Here is a 22281-nt window from a genome sequence, read left to right on the forward strand (position 1 = left end):
CAGCAGACCTCCCACCGCATTAAACGCGCAGTGAGAATATCCACTTCATCCAAGGTCAAAACCCGCGTGCGGGGCGGCTCGGCGGTTCTCGCTTCCCGCGTTGACTCACCCGAATATCCGAGTTGTTTGTCCAGCGAGCCGTACGCGTGCTGGACAACTCCGGAACGGCTAGACCAGGGGATACGGCTTATCAAGTCACCCGACGAAGGGAATCGACATGGAACGACAGTCGCGCAGCAAGCTCGCGCGCGGCCTGGGCCTTGTGACGGCGGCCATGTTCGCGACCGCTATGATCACCTCCGTCCCCGGCTTGTCGTACGCATCGACCGCGAGCACCTCGTCGAGCAGCAATGCCTCCACGATCCTCGCCTCAAACCGATGCCACCTCCGGACAGAGGCCAATCCGAACAGCGTGTGGGTGCCCCCGAACTACGAAAACTGCTACCAGTGCCTTGAAAGAGCCTCCTACCTGCACTCGCAGACCGGCATCGACTATTACTGCACCTACAACCCGAGCAACGGCAAGACCGACCTGCACTACGACCTGTAAGTCGCGTTGGAGCCGCCCGTCTGCCAGCGGGGGCGGGACGGGCGGTTCATCGCGTAATGAACTCCCGATGGCTATAGTCGATCCCGGTTGTCAAGCGGCGATATTCGCTGTTCGGCAACCGGCGATCGTACGGCCATGGGGGCGCATTCATGGGACGACCGGAACGGCCGATCGACCCTGACGCGGGCCCGTTACAGCGCTTCGCGCACGAGCTGAGGCAGTTACGCGCCAAGGCCCCTCGGTCCAGTTACCGCGAATTGTCCAGGCGCGCGCACTACTCGGTGACCGCACTGTCCGAGGCGGCCGGCGGGGAGATCTTTCCCACGCTCGCGGTCACCCTGGCCTATGTCGAGGCCTGCGGCGGCGACACCCAGACCTGGGAGAAACTCTGGCGAGAGGTCGCCGCGGAGCTGGCCGCCGGCGGCGCGGAGGATCAGATGGAGGACCAGGAGGCGCCCTACCTCGGCCTGGTCACCTTCGAGCCTGAAGACGCGGACCGGTTCTTCGGCCGGCGCGAGCTGGTGAACGAGCTCTCCGCGCGATTACGCGACACATCCCTGCTCGCGGTGTTCGGCGCCTCAGGAAGCGGCAAGTCCTCCCTGCTGCGCGCCGGCCTGCTTCCGGCGTTGCGGAACCGCGCCGCCTCGGAAGGCCAGGACCGGCCGACGCTCCTTATCACGCCAGGCGCGCACCCCTTGGACGAGCTCTCGGTGGGCCTGGCAAGCCTCAGCGGGACCTCCGCCCCCTCCCTGTACGCCGACCTGGTGGCCGCCCCTTCGAACGTCCGGCTGGCGATCGGTCAGATCCTGGCGGGCAGGCCGAAGAGCGCGCGCCTCGTGATCGTCGTCGACCAGTTCGAGGAGGTCTTCACCCTCTGCGACGACCAGAAGGAGAGATCCCTCTTCCTGGACTCGCTGCTCGCCGCGGCGGAGGAGACCAACGATCGAGCCCGCGTCGTCCTGGGAATCCGCGCGGACTTCTACGCCCGGTGCGCCGAACACCCGCCGCTGGTGGCCATGCTGCGCGACCGGCACCTGCTGATCGGCCCCATGGAGGACGACGACCTCCGGCAGGTGATCACCGGCCCGGCGCTCCGGGCAGAGCTCAAGGTCGAGCGGGCGCTCGTCGAGACCATCCTCAGCGACGCGAGAGGTGAGCCCGGCGCGCTGCCGCTGATCTCCCACGCCCTGCTGGAGACGTGGAAGCGCCGCAAAGGCGGCACGTTGACGCTCGCGGGGTACCGGGAAGCCGGAGGCATCCAGGGCGCCATCGCGCAGACCGCCGAGCAGATCTACGACGCGCTCGACCCCGGGGAGCGAGGTCTGGCCAGGAACGCGTTCCTCCGCCTGACGGCGCTGGGGCAGGGAACCGAGGACACGCGCAGGCGCGTCCCGCCGGCGGAGTTGCTGGCAGGGCCGGACGGGGCGGCGATGGAGGCCGTACTGTCCCGGCTGACGGCGGCGCGGCTGCTCACCGTCGACGAGGACAGCGTCCAGGTAGCTCACGAGGCGGTGATCCGTTCCTGGCCGAGGCTGCGGGGCTGGCTCGCCGAGGACCGGGAACTCGTCCGGCTCCAGCGGCGGCTCACCGACGCCGCCACCGAGTGGGAGCAGCACGGGCGCGAGGACGAGCTGCTGTACCGGGGAACGCGGCTGGCGGCCTGGGAGGAGCGCGCGCTCGACCGGCTCAACGACCTGGAGCACGCGTTCCTGGCGGCCAGCAGGGTACGCGCGCGCCGGGAGCGGGCGGCGGCGGGCCGTCGTGTGCGCGCGGCTCTGATCAGCCTGGTGGTGGTGGCGGCCGTGGTCGGAGTGCTGGCCGTGATGGCGCTGGTGAACGCGAACCGGGCGGAGAAGGAGCGAGATCTCGCGTACTCCCGCCAGTTGGCGGCGTACGCGCGTGGCCAGCTCCAGCTGGACCCGCAGCTCGGGCTGCTGCTGGCCCGGCGGGCATACGCGGTGAGCCCGACGGAGGAGGCCACGGCGGTGCTCCGGCAGGCCATCGTCGACTCGCGGATCCGGCTCATCGTTCCCATCGCCGCGGGCAAGGTCTGCGGCGTCGCCTTCAGCCTGGACGGGCGGCATCTGGCCGCCGCCAGCGGGGACGGCACCCTACGGGTCTGGCAGGTGTCCGCACAAGGGCTGCCCACCGGCGACCCGGTGGTGCTGCACGGCCATGCCGGTGAGGCGTGGAACCCCGTGTTCAGCCCGGACGGACGCTACCTGGCGACTGGCGGCATCGACGGAACGGTCAGCGTGTCCGACTGGGCCGGCGGTGGCGATCCGCTGGTGCTGCGCGGCCACCGCGGCCCGGTGTGGGGCGTCTCGTTCGACCCCGACGGGCGACGTCTGGCGAGTGCCGGGGACGACGGCACGGTGCGGATCTGGACAGCACCGGACGGCGGCAGGTGGACCGGCGGTTCGCCGGCAGGAGGCGGTGCTCCCAAGGCTGCTCCCAAGGCGGCTCCCAAGGTGCTGCGCGGCCACGACGGGCGGGCTCTGCAGGTCGCGTTCAGCCCGGACGGGCGGAGACTGGCCAGCAGCGGCGGCGACGGCACCGTCCGGATCTGGGACCCGGCCGGTAAGGCGAGAACGGTCGTGCTGCGCGGCCACGAGAATTCCGTGGAAGGACTGCAGTACAGCCCGGACGGGCGGAACCTGGTCAGCGGCAGTACCGACGGCACGGTGCGGGTGTGGGACGTGACCGGACATGATGCACCCGTAGTGCTGCGCGGGCACGATGGCACGGTGGAGGGCACGGCGGTCAGCCGCGACGGCCGGAGGATCGCCAGCGTGGGCAACGACGGCACGGTCCGCATCTGGAACATGTCCAGCAACATCGACCCGCTCGTGCTGCGCGGCCATCGTGGGACGACGTGGAACGCGTCGTTCAGCCCGGACGGGCGTACGCTGGCGAGCGCGAGCGATGACGGGACGATGCGGCTGTGGGACGTGGCGTACACCGGTGACGCGACGATCCTGCGCGGTCATACCGGGGGGACCGTGTACGACGCCGCGTTCAGCCCGGACGGGCGACGCGTCGCCAGCGCCGGTATCGACGGCACGATCCGCGTCCAGAGCATCGACGGCAGCGGTGACGCGCTGGTGCTGCGCGGCCACAAGGCGGACGTCCTCGGGGTCGCCTTCAGCCCGGACGGACGGCGACTGGCGAGCACGGGTGCTGACAGCACGGTACGGATCTGGCACGCCGACGGGACCGGCCAGGCCGTCCTGCTGCGCGGCCACCGTGGAAACGTGTGGAACGCCGCCTTCAGCCCGGACGGCACGCGGGTGGTCAGCGGCGGTGACGACGGCACCGTACGGGTCTGGCACACCGACGGGACCGGGGCGCCGGTCGTCATGGACAGCCCGCAGAGGCAGGTCCGGTATGTCGGGTTCAGCCCCGACGGGCAGCGAGTGGCGAGCGCGGGCGTGGACGGCACGATCCTGATCCAGAACGCCGACGGGACCGGCCACCCTGTCATGCTCCGCGGCCACCAGGGCCTGGCGTGGTGCCTCGCCTTCAGCTCGGACGGGCGGCGGCTGGTCAGCGGGGGCAACGACGGCACGATCCGCATCTGGAACACCGACGGGACCGGAGACCCGATCGTCCTGCGCGGCCATCAGGGCGTGGTGTGGAGCGTCGGCTTCAGCCCGGACGGGCGGCAGGTCATCAGCAGTGGCAATGACAACACCGTGCGGATCTGGATGCCGGCCGAGGGGCGCGAGCCAGTGGTCTTCAGCGGCTCCGGCACCGCGGTCAATTCCGTGAAGTTCAGCCCGGACGGGTGGCGGCTGCTCTCGACCTACGACGACGCCACGGTACGGATCTGGCACTGCGAGGTATGCGGCCCCATGCACCAGGTCCAGGCACTCGCCGCCAGGCGCACCATCCGCGAACTGACCCCCGAAGAACGCAGGAACTACCTCGAACCATCCCCTTGATCTCGGCTGTTCGGCGAGGACGATGCGATTGCGACGGTACGCGATCGGCGTGGTGGACGCGTCCCGAGACTCAGGCGCGGAGTTCGGCGCTGCTGCTGCACGCTTCGTCGATTCCTGGTACGTCGTCCGTCGCGCAACTGGAGGAGCACTTGAGGCCTTGACCGTGGAGGCGACGGCCGAGCAGCTGGGCGGCTGCGACGTCCCGTTGACCGCCGGCCGACCGGCGTGGCAGCTTGCGGATCATGAGATTACAGGTCGCCCGTGCCGCCGCCGTCGGAGCGCTGCTCACCCTGACGGCATGTACGCCGGCAGACGGTGGCCGGACCGGGCTTATGCTCGGCGCGGGCGGCCATTTGACGGTGGCGGTGGCCTGGTGCGACCAGGCGCCGGATTCGGTGGTCGTCTACCAGCACTCTGGTGGCGAGTTGCTCGATCAGGCCACGATCAGCGGTCCGGCCCTGCACGGTGAGAAGATCGGGTTCATCGACCTGGATGAGCTGCCCAAGGGCTGGTCCGTGACGGAGGGCGATCTCGACCTGCGCGAGGACCGGTTCTACGAGATCAGGGCGCACAAGACCGGAGTGCAGCTCAGCTACGGCGGGGTCACGCTCAGAGCCGGCCATGAGAAGGGCCTGCACCGGGACGGGATCGTGATCCAGCACTACGACGACGGCTCCGAGTACGGCTACGACGTCAAGCTCACTCAGGACGACCTGAGAAATGCGGCCAAGGAGGCGTGCTGAGGGCCGGCCTCGGCGGGGGCACGTCCAGGCGACCGATTTTTTACCAAGTCCCGCATCCCTTACCGGCACGGCACTTCAGCGCCTTTCAGCCACCGGCACCAGCAAATCGGATTTGCCCTACTTGCACTATCTATGGGCATATGTCTATCTTTTGCCTAATCGCGACATGGATGTGACGAGCTTTCACCACATCGTTGCCGCTTGGTTGACCGGACCGTGCGCTGCTCTTCGCGGGCAGTGTCCGGCCGCCGAATCCGCGCCTCGCGGAGCCGGGGACCCACCTTCTCGGGGTGAATCGGACGCCAGCCCAGCCTGCGCCCGTAGGGCACTTCCAAGCCCGAACTCGTCAGCTAACCCGGTAGGCGGCATGGAAGCAAGGAGTCAATGCCGTCATGCCCGAGCCTCGGCTTGCCGCAATCGCCCACACCCTCAAGAACCGCCTCGATCCCCTCACCCAGCGCCTCAGCTTCGCCGTCGCGGGCGCGATCCTCGCCGGAACCACCGCCATCGCCGGCATTGCCGCCGTGACGCTCGCATCGCCCGCCGGCCAGGTCCCGACGCACGAAGCCCAACCTGAGAGCGCGTCTCTCACTTACGGCCTGGACATCTCGAACTACGAGCCCCTGTACGACTGGAACGCCAGCGCGGCCCAGTTCGGCATCATCAAGGCCACGGAAGGCACGAGCTTCCGCGACGCCTCCTTCGCCAGGCACTGGCTCCAGCTGGGCAAGAAGGGCATCGTGCGCGGCGCCTACCACTACGGCCACCCCCGCAACGACCCCGTCGCGGAGGCCGAGCACTTCCTGTCCGTGGTGAACGCGCAGCCCGCCGAGCCCGGCGACCTGCTGGTCCTCGACCTGGAGACCACCGACGGCAAGTCCGTCGCCGAGGTGAACGCCTGGGCCAAGACGTGGCTGTCGTACGTCAAGGCCAGGACGGGAACCACCCCGATGTTCTACAGCGGCTGGAACTTCGCCAACACCTACGGCAAGGGCCTGGCCGAATATCCGCTGTGGGTCGCCCACTACAGCAAGGCCAAGGGAGCGGTCACCCCGCCCGCCGACTGGAAGTCCTGGACCATCCACCAGTACACCGAGTCCCCCATCGACCAGAACGTCTCCGCGCTCACCGCCGACCAGCTACGCGGCCTGGGCCGCCACGCCGCCTGAGCAGCGCGGCGGTCGGCTTGACGCCTGGGTTCACCCGCTGACGTACTGGTCGGCGTAGGCTTCAGAGGGTGCGATGGGCGTGATGACGTCTATCAGGACGCCGTTGGGATCGGCCACGATGAAGTGCCGCTGGCCGAAGTCCTCGCTGCGCAGTTCGAGCTCAGGTCGCAGCCCCTCACCGGCGACGAGCCGGTCCCACTCGGCGTCGACGTCCTCCACCTCGAAGTTGAGCAGCAGCCCCTGCACCGGCGCGCGATATCCCTCGGGCAGCGTCGGGTGGGTGTGGTCGAGCAGCGCCAGTTCGTACGCCACCGGCCCCGGCCGCCGCAGGCTCACGTACCAGTCCGCCTCGAAGGTCGTCTCGAAGCCGAACAGCCGGGTGTAGAAGTCGTGGGACTCGGCCAACCGCGAGGTGCCGATGACCGGATAGAAGCTGGTCAGGATCACGAAAACCCCTTTCACATACCGCTGGTATGCGAAGGTACAGTATTGACGTACCACCGGTATGTCAACGTGGAGGCAACTCATGACCGACGGGGCCAGGGCCCGCCAGCGCGAGCAGACCAGGCGCGCCCTGCTGCGCGCGGGCCGGCGGCTGTTCGCGACCCGTGGCTACGCCGCGGTCGGCCTGGCAGAGATCGTGCACGCCGCCGGCGTCACCAAGGGCGCGCTCTACCACCACTTCGAGAGCAAGGCCGAGCTGTTCCGCGCCGTCCTCGAACACGTACAGCAGGAGGTCGCTCAGCAGGTGGCCGCGACCGCCGACGCCGAGGACGATCCCTGGGAGCAACTGACGGCGGGCTGCCGGGCCTTTCTCACGGCGAGCACCGACCCGGACGTCCAGCAGATCATGCTCATCGACGGCCCCGCCGTGCTGGGGTGGAGCGACTGGCGCGCCCTGGATGAGGCCGCCTCGGCCCGCCACCTGGCCGAAGCACTCGCCACTCTCATCGAGAAGGGAATCATCACGCCGCAGCCGGTCGAACCGCTCACCCACCTGCTGTCCGGCGCCATGAACGAGGCGGCACTGTGGCTGGCCAGGTCAACCGGCCCCGGCGACCTGGAGGACACCTGGATCGCCCTCTCACAGATGCTCCAGGCCCTACGCCTCAATTCGAACGGCGCCACCTGCCGGGCTTCGTAGCGCCTGCGCAGCGGATTCGTTCGTATGCCGAAGTGCCCCCCCGGGGACTCGAACCCCGACCAACCACGGGTCTGAGCCGTGGGCCTCTACCGAAATTGGGCTAGAGGGGCTGCTCCACGAGAGCGGCTGGACCCCGGGCTTGGCTGGCGTGGGCCGGCCCGGGGCGTGGGCTGGGTCCGGCCGGGGGGCGCCAATCCCGTCGGCCAGGCCGTGGCCCGCGGCCCTTTCCTTTCAGGACCGCTGTCCGAGTGGCAGGATTCGAACCTGCGGTGCTCCTGCTCCCAAGGCAGGCGGGCTGACCGAACTGCCCCACACTCGGTCGTCAACGAAAAAGCCGCCCCGGTGGTCCGAGACGGCTCTCCGAATAATTCGAGGGTTTATCCGGAAAGCCTTCGCGGCAGCTCGGGGAGGATCAGGTGGAAGCTCACTTCGCCGCCTTTCTTCGTGCTGCTGGACAATGTCCACGGTAAAGACTTGATCGGCCCCGCGCCACATATTTAATGGCTCAGGCGGGATTCCGGGGTGTCCACGCGGAAGCGGGGCAGGGAGTCCGGGTAGTTGTCCCTGACGTAGTTGACCAGGAACTCGCGTACGTCGCACTTGAGGTCCCATGCGGACGGCGAGTCCGCGGCGCTCATCAGGGCGCGCAGCTCCACCAGGCCGTTCGTGAGCACGTCGGTGACCTGGAGCGTCCAGTCCTTCTGGTCCCACAGCGGGTTGCCCTGCAGGAACTCGTAGAGCGCGTCCCGCAGTTTCGGCACCGGCACCGACCAGTCCACGCGCAGCAGGACGACGGCGAGGACCCGGCTGCCGTGCCGGGTCCAGTTCTCGAACGGGTTCTGCGTGAAGTAGGACACCGGCAGGACCAGGCGGCGCTCGTCCCACAGGCGCAGGACGACGTACGTGAGCGTCAGCTCCTCGATCCGGCCCCATTCGTCCTCCACCACGACCACGTCGTCGAGCCGGAGGGCGTCGCTGAAGGCGAGCTGGAGGCCGGCCAGGGCGTTGCCGATGGTGGGCTGGGCGGCGATGCCGACGATGGCGCCGGCGATACCCGCCGAGGCCAGGATGCCCGCTCCGAGCGCGCGTACCTGGGGGAACGAGAAGAGCATGGCGCCGATGGCGACCACGATGATGACCGCGGCGGCGATGCGGCGGACCAGCGCGATCTGCGTCCTGATCCGCCGCGCCCTGCGGTTGCGCTCCCCCTCGACCAGCACCAGCCGTTCGAGTACGACGTCCGTCAGCGCGTACGAGACCTGCACGATCAGCCAGGTGACCGCGCCGATCGTCACCAGGCCGAGCGCCCGCTGCACCGTCGCCTCCAGGCCCCGCTCCCCCACGGCGGAGCCGAACATCCCCGGCTCGAAGACGAGGTTGAAGGCGACCACGGCCGCCACCGCGAACGCGGGCCACGTGCAGTGCTCCACCAGGTGCCGGGCGAGCGCCCATTTGCGCCCGGCCTTGTTCAGCACCCTCCGCATCAGCTCAACCAGGAGGATCGAGCCGATCACCGAGATTACGAGAATCGGCCAGTCCGCCAGAGACTGCACGCCTTTGCCCCCAATGTCTAGAAAGTCTCGTCAAAGGTCACATTGCCCTCAACCGCCACTTGATACGCAGAGACCCGCCGTTCGAAGAAGTTCGCCAGCTCCTGGACGTCCTGCAACTCCATGAACGCGAACGGGTTCGCCGAGCCGTACCTCTTGGGCAGGCCCAGCCGGACCAGCCGCTGGTCGGCGACGTACTCGAGGTAGTGGCGCATCTGCTCGACCCCCATGCCGGGCATGCCGTCCCCGCACAGGTCCGCGGCGAAGGCCAGCTCGGCGGCCACGGCCTCCTCCAGCATGAGGGTAACCTGCTTGGCCAAATCATCGCCAAAGAGCTCCGGCTCCTCCGCCCGCACGGTGTCCACCACGCTGAAGGCGAACTCCATGTGCATGGACTCGTCGCGGAAGACCCAGTTCGTCCCGGTGGCCAGGCCGCCGAGCAGCCCGCGGGAGCGGAACCAGTACACGTACGCGAAGGCGCCGTAGAAGAACAGGCCCTCGATGCAGGCGGCGAAGCAGATCAGGTTCAGCAGGAAGCGGCGGCGGTCGTCCTGGCTCTCCAGGCGCTGCAGCTCGTTGATCGAGTCGATCCACTTGAAGCAGAATTCCGCCTTGTCGCGGATCGAGGGGATGTGGTCGATGGCGGCGAAGGCCTTCACCCGCTCGGCGGGATCCGGGAGGTAGGTGTCTAGCAAGGTCAGGTAGAACTGGACGTGCACGGCCTCCTCGAACAGCTGCCTGCTCAGGTAGAGCCGCGCCTCAGGGGCGTTGACGTGCTGGTAGAGGTTGAGCACGAGGTTGTTGGCCACGATGGAGTCGCCGGTGGCGAAGAACGCGACCAGCCGGTTGATCAGGTGCCGCTCCTGGGGCGTCATCCTGGCCAGGTCGGCGAGGTCGGTGTGGAGGTCCACCTCCTCGACGGTCCACGTGTTGCGGATGGCCGCGCGATACCGTTCGTAGAAGTCGGGATAGCGCATGGGCCGGAGGGTGAGGTCCATTCCCGGGTCGAGCAGCATGGCAGGTCTCCTTTACTGGCAGGCCTCGCAGGTCTCCGGGTTCTCCAAGGAGCAGACCGGAGCCGCGACGGTCGTCTGGGCGATGCGGGTGGCGGGGCGGGAGCGCAGGTAGTACGTGGTCTTCAGGCCCCGCTTCCAGGCGTAGGCGTACATCGACGAGAGCTTGCCGATGGTCGGGCTGGCCATGAAGAGGTTGAGGGACTGCGACTGGTCGATGTACGGCTGGCGCGCGGCGGCCAGGTCGATCAGCGCCTTCTGCGGCAGCTCCCAGGCCGTGCGGTAGAGCTGCTTGAGGTCGTCCGGGATGCCCGGGACCTCCTGGACCGAGCCGTCGGCCCGCTTGATGGCGTCGCGCATCTCCTGCGTCCACAGCCCGCGTGCCGCCAGGTCGGCCACCAGATACCGGTTGACCTGCAGGAACTCCCCTGACAGGGTCTCGCGCTTGAACACGTTGGAGACCTGCGGCTCGATGCACTCGTAGCAGCCGGCGATGGAGGCGATCGTGGCGGTCGGCGCGATGGCGATCATGAGCGAGTTGCGCAGGCCGGTCGCCGCGACCTTCTCCCGCAGCGCCGCCCAGCGCGGCGAGGCCCCGGCGCCGTAGTGGTCCGGGTGCAGCACTCCCCCGGCCGCCCGCGTGTCGGCGTACGACGGATGCCGGCCGCGCTCGGCCGCGAGGTCGGCCGAGGTGTCGTACGCGGCCAGCGCGATCTCCTCGGCGATCCGCGTGGACAGCTCCAGGGCGCGCGGCGAGTCGAACGGCAGCCGCAGCGCGAAGAAGACGTCGGCCAGGCCCATCACGCCGAGCCCGATCGGCCGCCAGCGCCGGTTGGCCGCCTCGGCCTCGGGGGTGGGATAGAAGCCCAGGTCGATGGTCCTGTCCAGGAAGCGCACGGCCGTGCGCACGGTGCCGCGCAGCCGCTCCCAGTCCATGTCACCACCGGCGAGGTGGCCGGCGAGGTTGATCGAGCCGAGGTTGCAGACCGCCGTCTCCCCGTCGCTGGTGACCTCCAGGATCTCGGTGCACAGGTTGGAGAGGTGGATGACGTTCTCGGGGCGGGCGGTCTGGTTGGAGGTGCGGTTGGCGGCGTCCTTGAACGTCATCCAGCCGTTGCCGGTCTGGGCGAGCGTGCGCATCATCCGGCCGTACAGCGTTCTCGCCGGGATCTGCCGGACATATCGCCCGGCGGCCTCGTAGTCCCGGTACGCCGCCGTGAACGCCTCCCCGTACAGGTCGGTCAGGTCGGGCACCTCCTTGGGGTCGAAGAGCGACCAGACCTCGTCCGCCTCCACCCGGCGCATGAACTCGTCGGGCACCCAGTTGGCCAGGTTGAGGTTGTGGGTGCGGCGGGCGTCCTCGCCGGTGTTGTCGCGCAGCTCCAGGAACTCCTCGATGTCGGCGTGCCAGGTCTCCAGGTAGACGCAGGCCGCGCCCTTGCGCCGCCCGCCCTGGTTGACCGCCGCGACGGAGGCGTCGAGCGTGCGCAGCCATGGGACGATGCCGTTGGAGTGGCCGTTCGTGCCCCGGATCAGCGAGCCGCGCGAGCGCACCCGGGTCCAGGCGATGCCGATGCCCCCGGCGTACTTGGACAGCCGGGCCACCTGCCCGTACCTGTCGTAGATCGCCTCCAGCTCGTCGCGCGGCGAGTCGAGCAGGAAGCACGACGAGAGCTGCGGCCGGCGCGCGCCCGCGTTGAACAGCGTGGGCGAGCTGGGCAGGTACGACAGCGTGGACATGAGCGCGTAGAGCTCGGCGGCCTCCTCGACCGACTCCGACAGCCCGCAGGCCACGCGGAGGAAGAAGTGCTGCGGCCGCTCCAGCACCGCCCGCGTCTCGGGGTGGCGCAGCAGGTAGCGGTCATAGACCGTACGCAACCCGAAATACTCGAACCGGTCGTCCGCCTCCGCGGAGACCAGCGCGTCCAGCTCCGGCGCGTGCGCGGCGACGAACTCCGCCAGCCCGTCCTGGATCAGCCCGGCCGCGTGGGTGGCGGCGATGGACTCGGAGAACGACCGCACCCCGTGCGCGGCCGCCTCGTCGGCGATCTCTTCGGCCAGCAGCCGGGCGGCGACCCGGGAGTTGGCCGGATCGGCGATGACCCGGGCGGCGGCCTCCTCGATGGCCAGACGACGGTCGATCCCGATGATCTGCGTCACGTGCTCTCTCCTCGCGAGCTCGTCCCCCAATGAGGGCGCGCGAGAGCACGGCGGCAGGCAGCACCCGCCGCGGTTCGCTCCCCGGCCCTCCCTCGAGGCCATGGTCACTTCATGCCGGACGGGCAGCCCGGCACGCCGCTGGCAGGTCTTCGGGCTCGCGGGCGCACGATCGTTTCCTACTGGCCGTCGCTTCCCAGATCGCTCCAGTGCGTATGACGGCGGTCGTTCCCGCTCACCGCTGCGGGGCAGCCCCGGAATCGCACCGGGTTCCCTTTTGCTTCGCCTCCGTGGAGGCGAACCAGCGACGAGGAGGATCCTACATCTAGTAGGCGTTCCCGCAACTGACCCAGGATGTTGTGGCTCAGGGCTTGTCGAGCAGTCCGAGATCCCGCAGTACGGCGCGGGTGCGCTCGACCTCGGTGCTCAGCCAGAGCTCGAAGTCCTCGCCGCTCAGCGGGATCGAGATCCACCCTTCGGAACGGCAGGCCGCGTCCCACGCCGGCGAGCCGGTGACGTCGTCGCACATGCGGATGGCCGCCTCGCGGGCCCCGTCCGGCATGGCCTCGGGGCCGAAGGCCGCCACCCAGTCCGCGAAGTCCACCCGTACGCCGGACTCCAGCAGCGTCGGAGCGTCCAGGTCCGGCACCCGCCTGGCCGAGGAGACGGCGAGCGCCCTGACCCGGCCCGCGCCGATGCCGGCGCGCCAGTCGGCGAGCAGGCCCGTGGCGGCCGTGGCCTTGCCGGACAGCAGCGCGGTGGCGGCCTCCTGGCTGCTGGGGTAGCCGGTGTACTCCATCCGCCGGGTGTCCGCGCCGAGGCCCTTGGCGATGAGGCCGAACAGCAGGTGGTCAGGCTCGCCCTGCGGCCCGCCCGCCAGCGGCGTCTGGCCCGGGTTGGCGACCAGGTGGGCGCCGAAGTCCTCGAAGTCCTTGAAGCGGGAGTTGCCGGACACGACCACGACCTCGACCTCGCCGCTGAGCCGCGACAGCGGCGTCCTCGTGGTGAGGAGGGCCTGGCGGCCGTTCACCTCGGCCGCGGCCAGGGCCGGCAGGCCGGTCAGGGTGACCTTCGTGCCGGCGCCGAGCTGGTAGCCCACCGCGCGGGCCGCGTCGGCGAACATCTGCCCGGCGCGCGCCCACCGGCGCCCCTCCGGGTTGATCGAGAACCGGCCACGCGGGCCCGCCGCGCCTCCGGGGGCGCGCTCCGTACCGCAGGCGACCGCGCACATGGCCACGGCCAGCCCTCCTGCGAAGAACCGTCGACGGCGCATGTGCCTCTCCCCCGAATTGCCACTTACAGGGAGTTATTGGCAATTTACGCAGAGATACACATTTCTCTCAGATCGGCTTCTTGCCGACTCCGGCCATGAGCGACGACGGCAGCGACCAGTCGCCGACCAGCTTGGGCCGGTCCGGACGCCAGTCGACGGCCTGCACGAGCCCCGGAGGCTCCAGCGGGAAGTCGCCGAAGAACGCGCGGATCTCGGCGGGCGTGCGGTCGGTGCCGGCACCCGGCTCCTCCTTGGAGGCGCCCCGGTATCGCCGCTCGTCCTCCAGACGACCCATCGACGTGGCATGGGTGATCACGAGGTGGCTGCCCGGCGCCAGCCTCTCGCGCAGGCGGGCCACCGCCCGCTGCGGCCCCGCCGCGTCCGGCAGGAAGTGCAGGATCGACACCAGCAGCACCCCGACCGGCCTGCGCAGATCCAGGAACGCGCCCGCCTTGGTCAGCACCGCGTCGGCGTCCAGCAGGTCCGCCTGAACGAAGGCGGCCCTGCTCGAACGTCCGAGCAGGGCCTTGGCGTGTGCGGCGACGACCGGATCGTGATCGACGTAGACGACCCTGGCCTCCGGCGCCACCTCGTGCGCGCTGCCCTGGGTCGGCAGCCCGCTGCCCAGGTCGAGGAACTGGCGCACCCCGGCGGCGGCGACGTAGCGCACGGCGCGCTGGAGGAACGCCCGGTTCGCGCGGGCCAGCGGGACCGCCTCCGGGATCAGCTCGGCGAGCTGCTCGATCGCCAGGCGGTCGACCGCGAAGTTGTCCTTCCCGCCGAGCATGTAGTCGTACATGCGTGCGAGATTGGGCGTCTCATGGTCGAACTGCCGCACATATCGAATTTATGCCGTCCGCAGCGAGATAACGAGGTTTGAGGCCAAATTGGCCTCTTTATTCGACCGTGACACTCTTGGCTAGATTGCGCGGCTTGTCCACATCGCGGCCGAGCGCCACCGCGGCATGGTACGCGAGCAGCTGCAACGGGATCGTGAGCAGGATCGGGTCGAGCTCGATCTCGTTCTTGGGGATCACGATCACGTCGTCGGCCAGCTTGGCGTCCGGCTCGCGGTGGCCGACCATGACCACCTGGCCGCCGCGCGCGCGGATCTCGCCGAGCGTGGTGAGGTTCTTGTCGAGCAGCTCGTCGTCGGGGACGATCGCGACCGTCGGCATCTCGGGGCCGATCAGCGCGAGCGGCCCGTGCTTGAGCTCGCTGGCCGGGTACGCCTCGGCGTGGACGTACGAGATCTCCTTGAGCTTCTGCGCGCCCTCCCTGGCCACCGGGTAGCCGCGCACGCGGCCCACGAACATCATGCTCGGGTGCTTGGCGTACTTCTGCGCCAGCTCGGCGATCTTGTCGCCCTGCGCGAGGATCTCCTCGATCTGCCCCGGCAGCCGGCGCAGGCCCTCCACGATGCGCCGCCCGTCGGCGGGCGACAGGTCGCGCACCCTGCCCAGGTGGAGCGCGAGCAGCGCGAACGCCACCGACGTCGAGGTGAACGCCTTGGTCGAGGCCACCGACACCTCGGGCCCCGCGTGCAGGTAGATGCCGCCGTCCACCTCGCGCGCGATGGCGCTGCCGACCGCGTTGACGATGCCGATGACGCGGCCGCCCTTGCGCTTGAGCTCCTGCACGGCGGCGAGCGTGTCGTAGGTCTCCCCCGACTGGCTGATCGCGACGTAGAGCGTGTCGGGGTCCACGACCGGGTTGCGGTAGCGGAACTCGCTGGCCGGCTCGGCGTCGGCGGGGATCCGGGCCAGCTCCTCGATGAGCTGCGCGCCGATCTGTCCCGAGTAGTACGCCGACCCGCAGCCGATGATCTTCACCCGCCGGAAGGAACGGGTCTCGCGGGCGTCCATGTTCAGGCCGCCGAGGTGGGCCACGTGGAAGCGCTCGTCGAGGCGGCCGCTCATCGTGCGGGTCATCGTCTCGGGCTGCTCGGAGATCTCCTTGAGCAGGTAGTGCTCGTAGCCGCCGGTGTCGTAGTGCCCGGCGTCCCAGTCGACGGTCAGCGGCTCCTTGGCGGTCTCGCGGGCGTCGCTGGCGAAGGTGTGGAAGCCGTCGGCCTTGAGCACGGCCAGCTCGCCGTCCTCCAGGTGGACGACCTGACGGGTGTAGCGGATGAGCGCGGCCACGTCGGAGGCGGCGAACATCTCCTTCTCGCCGATGCCCAGCACGATCGGGCTGCCGTTGCGCGCCACGACCACCTCGCCGGGCCGGTCGCGGTCGATGACCGCGATGCCGTACGTGCCGACGATGCTCTTGAGCGTCTTCCTGACCGCCTCCTCCAGCGTGTCGTTCTCGTCGACGGCGCGGGCGATCAGGTGCGCGAGCACCTCGGTGTCGGTCTCGGAGGCGAACTCCACGCCGTCGGCCTGGAGCTTGGCGCGCAGCTCGCCGGCGTTCTCGATGATGCCGTTGTGCACGACGGCGATGCGCTCGTCGGCGGACAGGTGCGGATGCGCGTTCACGTCGCTCGGCACGCCGTGCGTGGCCCACCGGGTGTGCCCGATGCCGAGGGTGCCCTTGAACCTCGCCGGCATCACCTTGGCCAGGTCGGCCACGCGGCCCTTGACCTTGCGCACCTTGAGCCCTCGGTTGGACACCACGACCCCGGCCGAGTCGTAGCCTCGGTACTCCAGCCGCTGCATGCCCTCCAGCAGGATGGGTGCCGCCTCCCTCGGGCCGACGTAGGCCACGATTCCGCACATAGAGGTCTCCTCTTCATCCGTAAATGATCCTGCGCAGCTGCCGCAGGGACAGCTCGGGTGCCGCTACTCGGCGACCGTGTAAGTCGCGGGCGATCCTCGGGAAGATCTCGTCGTTGGTGTGGCCGCGCGACTTCAGCTCCGCGTGACGGCGGCGGACGTACTCCTCGACGGACTCGGAGAAGTACGACAGCACGTCGGCGACCACGCGCGCGGCCGCGCCCGGACCCAGGGGGGTCGTCTCGGTGAGGTGGGCGATGAGATCTTCGTAGGGATGCCGTGCGGTGGACACAGAGGAGGACACTACGCATCTGGAACGAGACACGCCAACATCCTGCCCGAAATCGGGCAGGATTTAACTCCAACAGCTCTCTACAGGAGGCTGTTGCGGCCCCAACCTTTACCGAAGCGCCACCAGGCGAAGGCGCCGGCGACGAGGCCGAGCCCGACGAGGACGGCCGCCGGACCGGCCGCGCCCGCGACGTCACCCCTGACGGCGGCCTGCAGCATGGTGGTCGCCCAGTATCCGGGCGAGACCGGCGCGATCGCCTGCGCCCAGGAGGGCATCATCGAGTACGGCACGAGCGCGCCGCCGAGCGCGCTGACCGACAGCGCCGCGATGTTGCAGAGCGTGCTCAGCTCGCCCTGGCTGCGCACCACGCCCGCCAGCGCGGTGCCGACGCCCAGCAGCGCGAAGCACCACGCCGCCACGGCGAGCGCCAGCGGCCACACCGGGCCGGCGGGCCGCATGCCCACCGCGACGATCCCGTACGCGAGCAGCACAGACTGCTGCAGGACCAGCACGGCGAAGACCGGCACGGCCTTGCCGAGCATGATCTCCGCCACACCGGCCCTGGTCGCCCTGAGGCGGTCCCACGTGTGCCAGGTGCGCTCGGCGAGGCCGGCCCCCGCCACATCCGCCATTGACAGGACCGAGAACATGACCAGCAGACCCGTGACGACCTGGACCGGCTCGCCCAGCATGGACTTGAAGACCAGCATGAGGACCATGGGCATGACCAGGTAGCTGATCAGGTGGGCCGGATCGCGCCTGCGCAGCAGCACGTTGTGGGCGGCCAGCACGGCGATCCGGTGCAGGGCGTCACGCGGCACGGGCCAGCTCCCGATAGAGGTCGTCGAGCGACGGCTGGCGGATGTCGATGCCGCGCACCGGGCGGTCCAGGTCACGCAGCAGCGCGGCCAGGGTGGCGGTGGGATCGGTGGTGGAGACCGTGATCTCGTCGTCGTCCAGCGTGACGCGTACCTCGCCCGGCAGCCCCTTGAGCAGCTCGGCGCCCGTGCCCCGCGCGATGACCCGCCCGTTCCGCGCGACGGCGATCGTGGCCCCCAGCTCGGTGAGCTCGGGAAGGTAGTGGGTGCAGTAGACGACCGCCGCGCCGCCGTCCGCCCTGCGGCGCACCGCCGCCAGAAGCGCGGCGCGGGTCTCGGGGTCGGCGCCCACCGTGGGCTCGTCGAGGAGGAGCACGCCCGGGTCCGCCATGAGGGCGGTGGCGGCCTGCGTGCGGCGCTGCTGGCCGCCGGAGAGCACGCTCACGCGCCGGTCGAGCACCCCGGTCAGCGCCATCTCCTCCGCCGTGACGTCGATGGCCCTGGCCAGGGCGCCCCGCCGCAGCCCGGCGAGCCCGCCGAACAGCCGCAGCGTCTCCCGCACGGTGACGCTGGGGTAGAGGGCGAGCCGCTGGGGCGCCATCCCCACCTCACCCCGCGCCGCGACGCTCCCGGCGTCCGCCCGCACCAGGCCCGCGGCGATCTCGAAGAACGTCGTCTTGCCGGCACCGTTATGCCCGACCAGGCCCGCGATCTCGCCGGGCTCCACCCGCAGGTCGAAGCCGTCCAGGGCGGTGACGTCGCCGTACCGCTTGACCAGCCCGTCCGCCTTCAGCATGAGGCCTCCTTCCGTAGTCTACGGCGTAGACTGCTCTACACCGTAGACTGCGGTGGTGCGGAAGCTCAAGACCTCCCGGCAGCCGGAAATCCTCGACGCGGCCCTCGCGATCGCCGACGAACGCGGCCTCGAAGCCCTGTCCATGCGGGCCGTCGCGGAGCGGGTCGGGGTGACCCCCATGGCCCTGTACGGATATTTCAGGAACAAGGATGAGCTGCTCGACGGCCTGGTCGGCCGCCTGCTCGGCGAGCTCGTGCCCGACGACCCCGGGCAGACCTGGCAGGAGCGCCTCGGCGCGATCGCGTGGGCGATCCGGCGCCTGGCCCGCGCGCACCCGTCGGTCTTCCCGCTCCTGCTGCTGCGCACCTCGGTGACGCCCGACGGGGTCAAGCTGGTCGATCTGGCCTATCAGGCGCTGCTCGACGCGGGCGTGCCGGAGGCCGACGTCCCCCGGATCGAGCGGCTGGTAAGCACGTTCGTGCTGGGCTTCGCGCTGTCCGAGGTGAGCGGGCGCTTCTCCGACGCCTCCAGGGACGTCAGGCGCCGCCGAGGGACCGACATGCCCGCCCACCAGCGACTGGCCGGCCACCTCACGCCCGATGACTGGGATGCCGAATTCGCTGACGATCTCGCTGATCTCATGCGTATCATCCGACCCGTCTGACACATCCCTTTCATGGGAATGACTACGGTGAGTAGTCGCATCGTGACGTTCCCGAGGGAGTGCTCATGCACATCCGGCTCACCGCCACCTTGATCACCGGCACGCTCACCTCGCCTTCCGCTGTGCCCGCTGCTGTGCCCGCCGCTGTGCCTGCGGCCGCGCCCGTTTCGGTGCCCGTTTCGGTGCCCGTTTCGGTGCCCGCTTCGGTGCCCGCTTCGGTGGCCGCCGTCGCGCCCGCCGTTTCGGAGCGGCAGGCGGACTTCGCCGCAGCCGCCCGGGAGTACGGCGTGCCGGAGAGCGTGCTGCTCGGCGTCTCGTACCTGGAGTCCCGCTGGGACACCAACGGCGGGTCGCCCAGCACGGCGGGCGGCTACGGGCCGATGCACCTGGTGGACGCGCCCTCCGACACCCGCCCCCGTCCGGCCCCCCTGTCGGCCACCCGGTCGGCCACCCTGTCAGCCCCCCTGTCGGCCCCTCCGTCGGCCCCTCTGTCGGCGCTGCGCATGGCGGACCCGCCCGCCACGCTCCCCCGGGCCGGGCGCCTCATCGGCGCCGACCCCGCCACGCTGCGCGAGGACCCCGCCGCCAACATCAGGGCCGGCGCCGCCCTCCTCGCCTCCTACCAGGACCGCCCGAGCGCCGATCCCTCCGCCTGGTACGAGGCCGTCTCCCGCTATTCGGGCACCGCGGACGCGGCGGCGGCCCAGCAGTTCGCCGACGAGGTCTTCTCGGTGATGCGGGAGGGCGTCGAACGCCGCACCGACGACGGCTTCCTGGTGCGGCTCGACCCCGTACCGGCCCTGTCGACCCCTGGCGAACAGCTCGGGAACGCGCACGTGGAGTGCCCTGCCTCCCTCGCCTGCGAATGGATGCCGGCCGCGTACAAGCGCTTCGGCAAGAAGAGCAACCGGGACTACGGCAACCACGACCACCTGAGCCGGACCCGGACCGTCGACTACATCGTCATCCACGACACCGAGGGGTCCTACAAGGGCATCCCGTCCATGATCAACGATCCGAAGTACGTGAGCTGGCACTACACGATCCGCTCCGGCGACGGACATGTCGCCCAGCACGTGCCGACGAACGACATCGCCTGGCACGCGGGCAACTGGGACGTCAACACCCGTTCGATAGGGATCGAGCACGAAGGCCGCCTGGCCCAAGGGGCCACCTGGTACACCGAGGCGATGTACCGCTCGTCCGCCAAACTGGTCAAATACCTGGCCGACAAGTACGACATCCCGCTCAACCGCGCCCACATCCTCGGCCACGACAACGTGCCCGGCCCCACCCCGAAGGCCGTCCCGGGCATGCACGGCGATCCCGGGCCGTACTGGGACTGGGCCCACTATTTCGACCTGATGGGCAAGCCACTCAAAGAAGCCAAGGACGGCGATTCCATCATGATCCGCCCGTCGTACGGCGAGAACCACTCCCGCTTCACCGGCTGCGCCTCCGGCAAACCGGACAAGGACTGCCCGGAGCACGGCGCCGCCACGGTCTGGCTCCACACGCAACCCAGCGAGTCGTCTCCCCTGGTCAGCGACCCCGGCAAGCATCCGGGCAAGCCGGGCACGTACAGCGTGTACGACCACAGCGCCCGCGCCTCCACCGGCCAGCGCTACGCCGTGGCCGGCCGGCAGGGCGACTGGACGGCCATCTGGTACCTGGGCCAGAAGGCCTGGTTCCACAACCCGCCCTCGAACCCCGCCGCCGTCCCCGCCAAGGGCCCTGTGATCACTCCGCTCAAGGCCGGCACCAAGGTGTACGGCCGTGCGTATCCGGAGAAGTCCGCCTACAAGCTGGCGTCCTACCAGCCGCTGGCGCCGCTCCCGTACAAGATCGGCCCCGGCCAGCAGTACACGGTGGGCGGCACGGTCACCGGCTCCTACTACGCCGCCGGCGCCTTCAGCCCGGCCAAACACGTCACCACCACCGGCGATCTCCGCTACTACCAGATTCAGCTCGGCCACCGGGTGATGTTCGTGATGGCCAAGGACGTCCGCCTGATCCAGTGAATTTGGCTCCGCGGGCCGTCTGCTGCGCACGGGCACTCCGGGAAGGCGATATGGTTTTCCCGTGGCCCGGCGCACGTCGCCCGGGGTTCACGCGGAAGTGGCTCAGTGGTAGAGCATCACCTTGCCAAGGTGAGGGTCGCGGGTTCGAATCCCGTCTTCCGCTCGGAGCAAGACTCCTGGTGGAGTGGCCGAGAGGCGAGGCAGCGGCCTGCAAAGCCGTCTACACGGGTTCAAATCCCGTCTCCACCTCGGCCTGGCCGGCGGACCCCTCGGGATCCGCTAAAGTAAAAGCAGCACCAACGCGGAAGTGGCTCAGTGGTAGAGCATCACCTTGCCAAGGTGAGGGTCGCGGGTTCGAATCCCGTCTTCCGCTCTGAGTTCTAACTCAATATGGACGATTAGCTCAGCGGGAGAGCGCTTCCCTGACACGGAAGAGGTCACTGGTTCAATCCCAGTATCGTCCACCATGCTCCATAGCAGATCAGGTCTGACCTGGTCAAACAGGAGTTAAAGCCCCAGCTCACGGCACACGCCGAGAGACTGGGGCTTCTTGTTGTTCCCGGTTGATCATCGTTGTTGTCAGCACCGGTGATGACTTTGTGCTGACCCGTGATGGACCGATCTGGCATGAGTCGCTTGACTGGCTGCGGCTTGCCGTTCGAGTGCGATGGCGTCCCAAGCAGGCCAGGACAGAAGGACTTCGACCGAGCGCCTCTACCTTCGGCGGCGGACTACCAGCCGAACAACGATGACCACCACGGCGACGATCACAAGCAGCTGGATAAGTTCCGGGAGGCCCATGTTCAGCATCGCTTTCCTTCTATCGAGAGGTGACATGCAGGAAACGCCCGACGCTCAAGCGAGGTTCCGGGTCCACCACCCTACGATCAAAAACGCCTTCTTTCCCATGCTGCCGGACGAAGAGGGTGCCGAGAGCCTGGGGCTTCTTGTTTTGTTCCGAGCTGATCACGCCTGATATCGGCATGCCGTACGAACGCAACGGCATTTTCCGCGAACACCGCCGCCGGCGCGACCACGGCCGCCCACAACGCCACGAGCGTGGCCGCGTCCACCTCCAGGAAGCACCGCTCCTCCCTGTGACGCAGCTGTTCGACGCGGCGTCGCGTGGCCACGTCCAGCACTGAGTCTCGAGTGGAGATCACCTCGAGCAAGGTCTGTGACGTGGGCGTCGGTGAGCTCGACCGGCGCCTCCTCCAGCTCCGCCTGCAACAGCGCGGCGGTGACGATCCGGTCGGTCAGCCTGGCGTCTTCCCACAGGAAGTCGAGCCAGGACACCGCATCTCTCACCCTCACCCCGACCCCGTCAACGCGCAACAGCAGCGTCTCGCCGACCCGGTGCACGCCGCGCATGGGCCACGGGAGCGCCCGGGGCGTCGGCTTGCCGTACCGCTTGTTGCGCTTGCAGCGGGCAC

The 22281-nt window shown here is 69.3% G+C and carries 18 protein-coding genes, 6 tRNA genes and 2 riboswitches; of the genes, 11 read left to right on the top strand and 13 right to left on the bottom strand.

Annotated elements, in window-relative coordinates; translation table 11 throughout:
* Positions 1 to 195: 195 nt before the first annotated feature.
* On the bottom strand, positions 196 to 360 hold the full coding sequence (locus AB0H84_RS43095; protein ID WP_357617872.1) for a hypothetical protein: 165 nt from the start codon (positions 358 to 360) through the stop codon (positions 196 to 198).
* 58 nt (positions 361 to 418) lie between these two features.
* On the opposite strand from AB0H84_RS43095, the gene AB0H84_RS43100 reads away from it, so the two are divergent.
* The 4 genes from AB0H84_RS43100 to AB0H84_RS43115 all read left to right on the top strand — a co-directional run bounded on the left by AB0H84_RS43100 (position 419) and on the right by AB0H84_RS43115 (position 6406).
* Entirely contained in the window at positions 419 to 550 is a 132-nt protein-coding gene (locus AB0H84_RS43100) for a hypothetical protein (protein WP_357617874.1), read from the top strand.
* Positions 551 to 699: 149 nt separating this feature from the next.
* Positions 700 to 4494, top strand: a complete 3795-nt coding sequence (locus tag AB0H84_RS43105) for a hypothetical protein (protein ID WP_357617876.1) — start codon at positions 700 to 702, stop codon at positions 4492 to 4494.
* Between the two features lie 242 nt (positions 4495 to 4736).
* Positions 4737 to 5237, top strand: coding sequence for a hypothetical protein (locus tag AB0H84_RS43110; RefSeq protein ID WP_357617878.1), 501 nt, complete (start codon positions 4737 to 4739; stop codon positions 5235 to 5237).
* Positions 5238 to 5473: 236 nt separating this feature from the next.
* Positions 5474 to 5617, top strand: a riboswitch (cyclic di-AMP (ydaO/yuaA leader).
* Between the two features lie 12 nt (positions 5618 to 5629).
* Positions 5630 to 6406, top strand: a complete 777-nt coding sequence (locus AB0H84_RS43115) for a GH25 family lysozyme (protein ID WP_357617879.1) — start codon at positions 5630 to 5632, stop codon at positions 6404 to 6406.
* A 30-nt stretch (positions 6407 to 6436) separates the two neighbouring features.
* On the opposite strand, the gene AB0H84_RS43120 is transcribed toward AB0H84_RS43115, so the two are convergent.
* Entirely contained in the window at positions 6437 to 6853 is a 417-nt protein-coding gene (locus tag AB0H84_RS43120; protein WP_357617880.1) for a VOC family protein, read from the bottom strand.
* Between the two features lie 79 nt (positions 6854 to 6932).
* Between AB0H84_RS43120 and AB0H84_RS43125 the strand changes: the two genes are divergently transcribed.
* Positions 6933 to 7550 (top strand): TetR/AcrR family transcriptional regulator, encoded by a 618-nt coding sequence (locus AB0H84_RS43125; protein ID WP_357617882.1) that lies wholly within the window; start codon positions 6933 to 6935, stop codon positions 7548 to 7550.
* A 33-nt stretch (positions 7551 to 7583) separates the two neighbouring features.
* Here the strand turns inward: AB0H84_RS43125 and AB0H84_RS43130 are convergent.
* The 11 genes from AB0H84_RS43130 to AB0H84_RS43180 form a co-directional block, all read right to left on the bottom strand.
* Positions 7584 to 7660 (bottom strand) — tRNA-Leu (locus AB0H84_RS43130).
* A gap of 133 nt (positions 7661 to 7793) precedes the next feature.
* Positions 7794 to 7869: transfer RNA gene (locus AB0H84_RS43135), tRNA-Pro, on the bottom strand.
* Between the two features lie 178 nt (positions 7870 to 8047).
* A complete protein-coding gene (locus tag AB0H84_RS43140; RefSeq protein WP_357617884.1) occupies positions 8048 to 9064 on the bottom strand; it encodes a mechanosensitive ion channel domain-containing protein in 1017 nt (338 codons plus the stop codon).
* Positions 9065 to 9120: 56 nt separating this feature from the next.
* Positions 9121 to 10116, bottom strand: coding sequence for a ribonucleotide-diphosphate reductase subunit beta (locus AB0H84_RS43145; RefSeq protein WP_357617886.1), 996 nt, complete (start codon positions 10114 to 10116; stop codon positions 9121 to 9123).
* Between the two features lie 12 nt (positions 10117 to 10128).
* Complete coding sequence (locus AB0H84_RS43150; RefSeq protein ID WP_357617887.1) at positions 10129 to 12273, bottom strand: ribonucleoside-diphosphate reductase subunit alpha; 2145 nt, start codon at positions 12271 to 12273, stop codon at positions 10129 to 10131.
* A gap of 122 nt (positions 12274 to 12395) precedes the next feature.
* Positions 12396 to 12591: riboswitch (cobalamin riboswitch) on the bottom strand.
* A gap of 43 nt (positions 12592 to 12634) precedes the next feature.
* A complete protein-coding gene (locus AB0H84_RS43155) occupies positions 12635 to 13543 on the bottom strand; it encodes a tripartite tricarboxylate transporter substrate-binding protein (RefSeq protein WP_357617889.1) in 909 nt (302 codons plus the stop codon).
* Between the two features lie 67 nt (positions 13544 to 13610).
* On the bottom strand, positions 13611 to 14381 hold the full coding sequence (locus AB0H84_RS43160) for an SAM-dependent methyltransferase (protein WP_357617891.1): 771 nt from the start codon (positions 14379 to 14381) through the stop codon (positions 13611 to 13613).
* A 58-nt stretch (positions 14382 to 14439) separates the two neighbouring features.
* A complete protein-coding gene (glmS, locus tag AB0H84_RS43165) occupies positions 14440 to 16260 on the bottom strand; it encodes a glutamine--fructose-6-phosphate transaminase (isomerizing) (protein ID WP_357617893.1) in 1821 nt (606 codons plus the stop codon).
* Between the two features lie 13 nt (positions 16261 to 16273).
* The gene (locus AB0H84_RS43170) at positions 16274 to 16549 is read right to left on the bottom strand and encodes a hypothetical protein (RefSeq protein ID WP_357617895.1); all 276 of its coding nucleotides are present in this window, start codon (positions 16547 to 16549) and stop codon (positions 16274 to 16276) included.
* An 80-nt stretch (positions 16550 to 16629) separates the two neighbouring features.
* Entirely contained in the window at positions 16630 to 17370 is a 741-nt protein-coding gene (locus AB0H84_RS43175) for an ABC transporter permease (RefSeq protein ID WP_357617896.1), read from the bottom strand.
* Positions 17360 to 18163, bottom strand: coding sequence for an ABC transporter ATP-binding protein (locus AB0H84_RS43180; protein WP_357617898.1), 804 nt, complete (start codon positions 18161 to 18163; stop codon positions 17360 to 17362). Before AB0H84_RS43180 ends, AB0H84_RS43175 begins: the two co-directional genes overlap by 11 nt.
* A gap of 55 nt (positions 18164 to 18218) precedes the next feature.
* On the opposite strand from AB0H84_RS43180, the gene AB0H84_RS43185 reads away from it, so the two are divergent.
* From AB0H84_RS43185 to AB0H84_RS43210, 6 genes are all read left to right on the top strand, one after another.
* Positions 18219 to 18827, top strand: a complete 609-nt coding sequence (locus tag AB0H84_RS43185; protein WP_357617900.1) for a TetR/AcrR family transcriptional regulator — start codon at positions 18219 to 18221, stop codon at positions 18825 to 18827.
* A gap of 65 nt (positions 18828 to 18892) precedes the next feature.
* Positions 18893 to 20848, top strand: coding sequence for an N-acetylmuramoyl-L-alanine amidase (locus tag AB0H84_RS43190; protein WP_357617902.1), 1956 nt, complete (start codon positions 18893 to 18895; stop codon positions 20846 to 20848).
* A gap of 91 nt (positions 20849 to 20939) precedes the next feature.
* Positions 20940 to 21011 (top strand) — tRNA-Gly (locus AB0H84_RS43195).
* A 15-nt stretch (positions 21012 to 21026) separates the two neighbouring features.
* A tRNA-Cys gene (locus tag AB0H84_RS43200) sits at positions 21027 to 21097 on the top strand.
* A gap of 52 nt (positions 21098 to 21149) precedes the next feature.
* A tRNA-Gly gene (locus AB0H84_RS43205) sits at positions 21150 to 21221 on the top strand.
* Positions 21222 to 21240: 19 nt separating this feature from the next.
* Positions 21241 to 21315, top strand: a tRNA-Val gene (locus AB0H84_RS43210).
* Positions 21316 to 22281: the final 966 nt, after the last annotated feature.

Source organism: Nonomuraea sp. NPDC050786 (genome assembly GCF_040654115.1).
In the GTDB taxonomy this organism is placed as follows: domain Bacteria; phylum Actinomycetota; class Actinomycetes; order Streptosporangiales; family Streptosporangiaceae; genus Nonomuraea.

Excerpts from the sequence above, each read along its gene's own strand:
- AB0H84_RS43105 (WP_357617876.1), top strand. The coding sequence starts at position 700 with ATGGGACGACCGGAACGGCCGATCGACCCTGACGCGGGCCCGTTACAG.
- AB0H84_RS43110 (WP_357617878.1), top strand. The coding sequence starts at position 4,737 with ATGAGATTACAGGTCGCCCGTGCCGCCGCCGTCGGAGCGCTGCTCACC.
- AB0H84_RS43115 (WP_357617879.1), top strand. The coding sequence starts at position 5,630 with ATGCCCGAGCCTCGGCTTGCCGCAATCGCCCACACCCTCAAGAACCGC.
- AB0H84_RS43125 (WP_357617882.1), top strand. The coding sequence starts at position 6,933 with ATGACCGACGGGGCCAGGGCCCGCCAGCGCGAGCAGACCAGGCGCGCC.
- AB0H84_RS43145 (WP_357617886.1), bottom strand. The coding sequence starts at position 10,116 with ATGCTGCTCGACCCGGGAATGGACCTCACCCTCCGGCCCATGCGCTAT.
- AB0H84_RS43155 (WP_357617889.1), bottom strand. The coding sequence starts at position 13,543 with ATGCGCCGTCGACGGTTCTTCGCAGGAGGGCTGGCCGTGGCCATGTGC.
- glmS (WP_357617893.1), bottom strand. The coding sequence starts at position 16,260 with ATGTGCGGAATCGTGGCCTACGTCGGCCCGAGGGAGGCGGCACCCATC.
- AB0H84_RS43180 (WP_357617898.1), bottom strand. The coding sequence starts at position 18,163 with ATGCTGAAGGCGGACGGGCTGGTCAAGCGGTACGGCGACGTCACCGCC.
- AB0H84_RS43190 (WP_357617902.1), top strand. The coding sequence starts at position 18,893 with ATGCACATCCGGCTCACCGCCACCTTGATCACCGGCACGCTCACCTCG.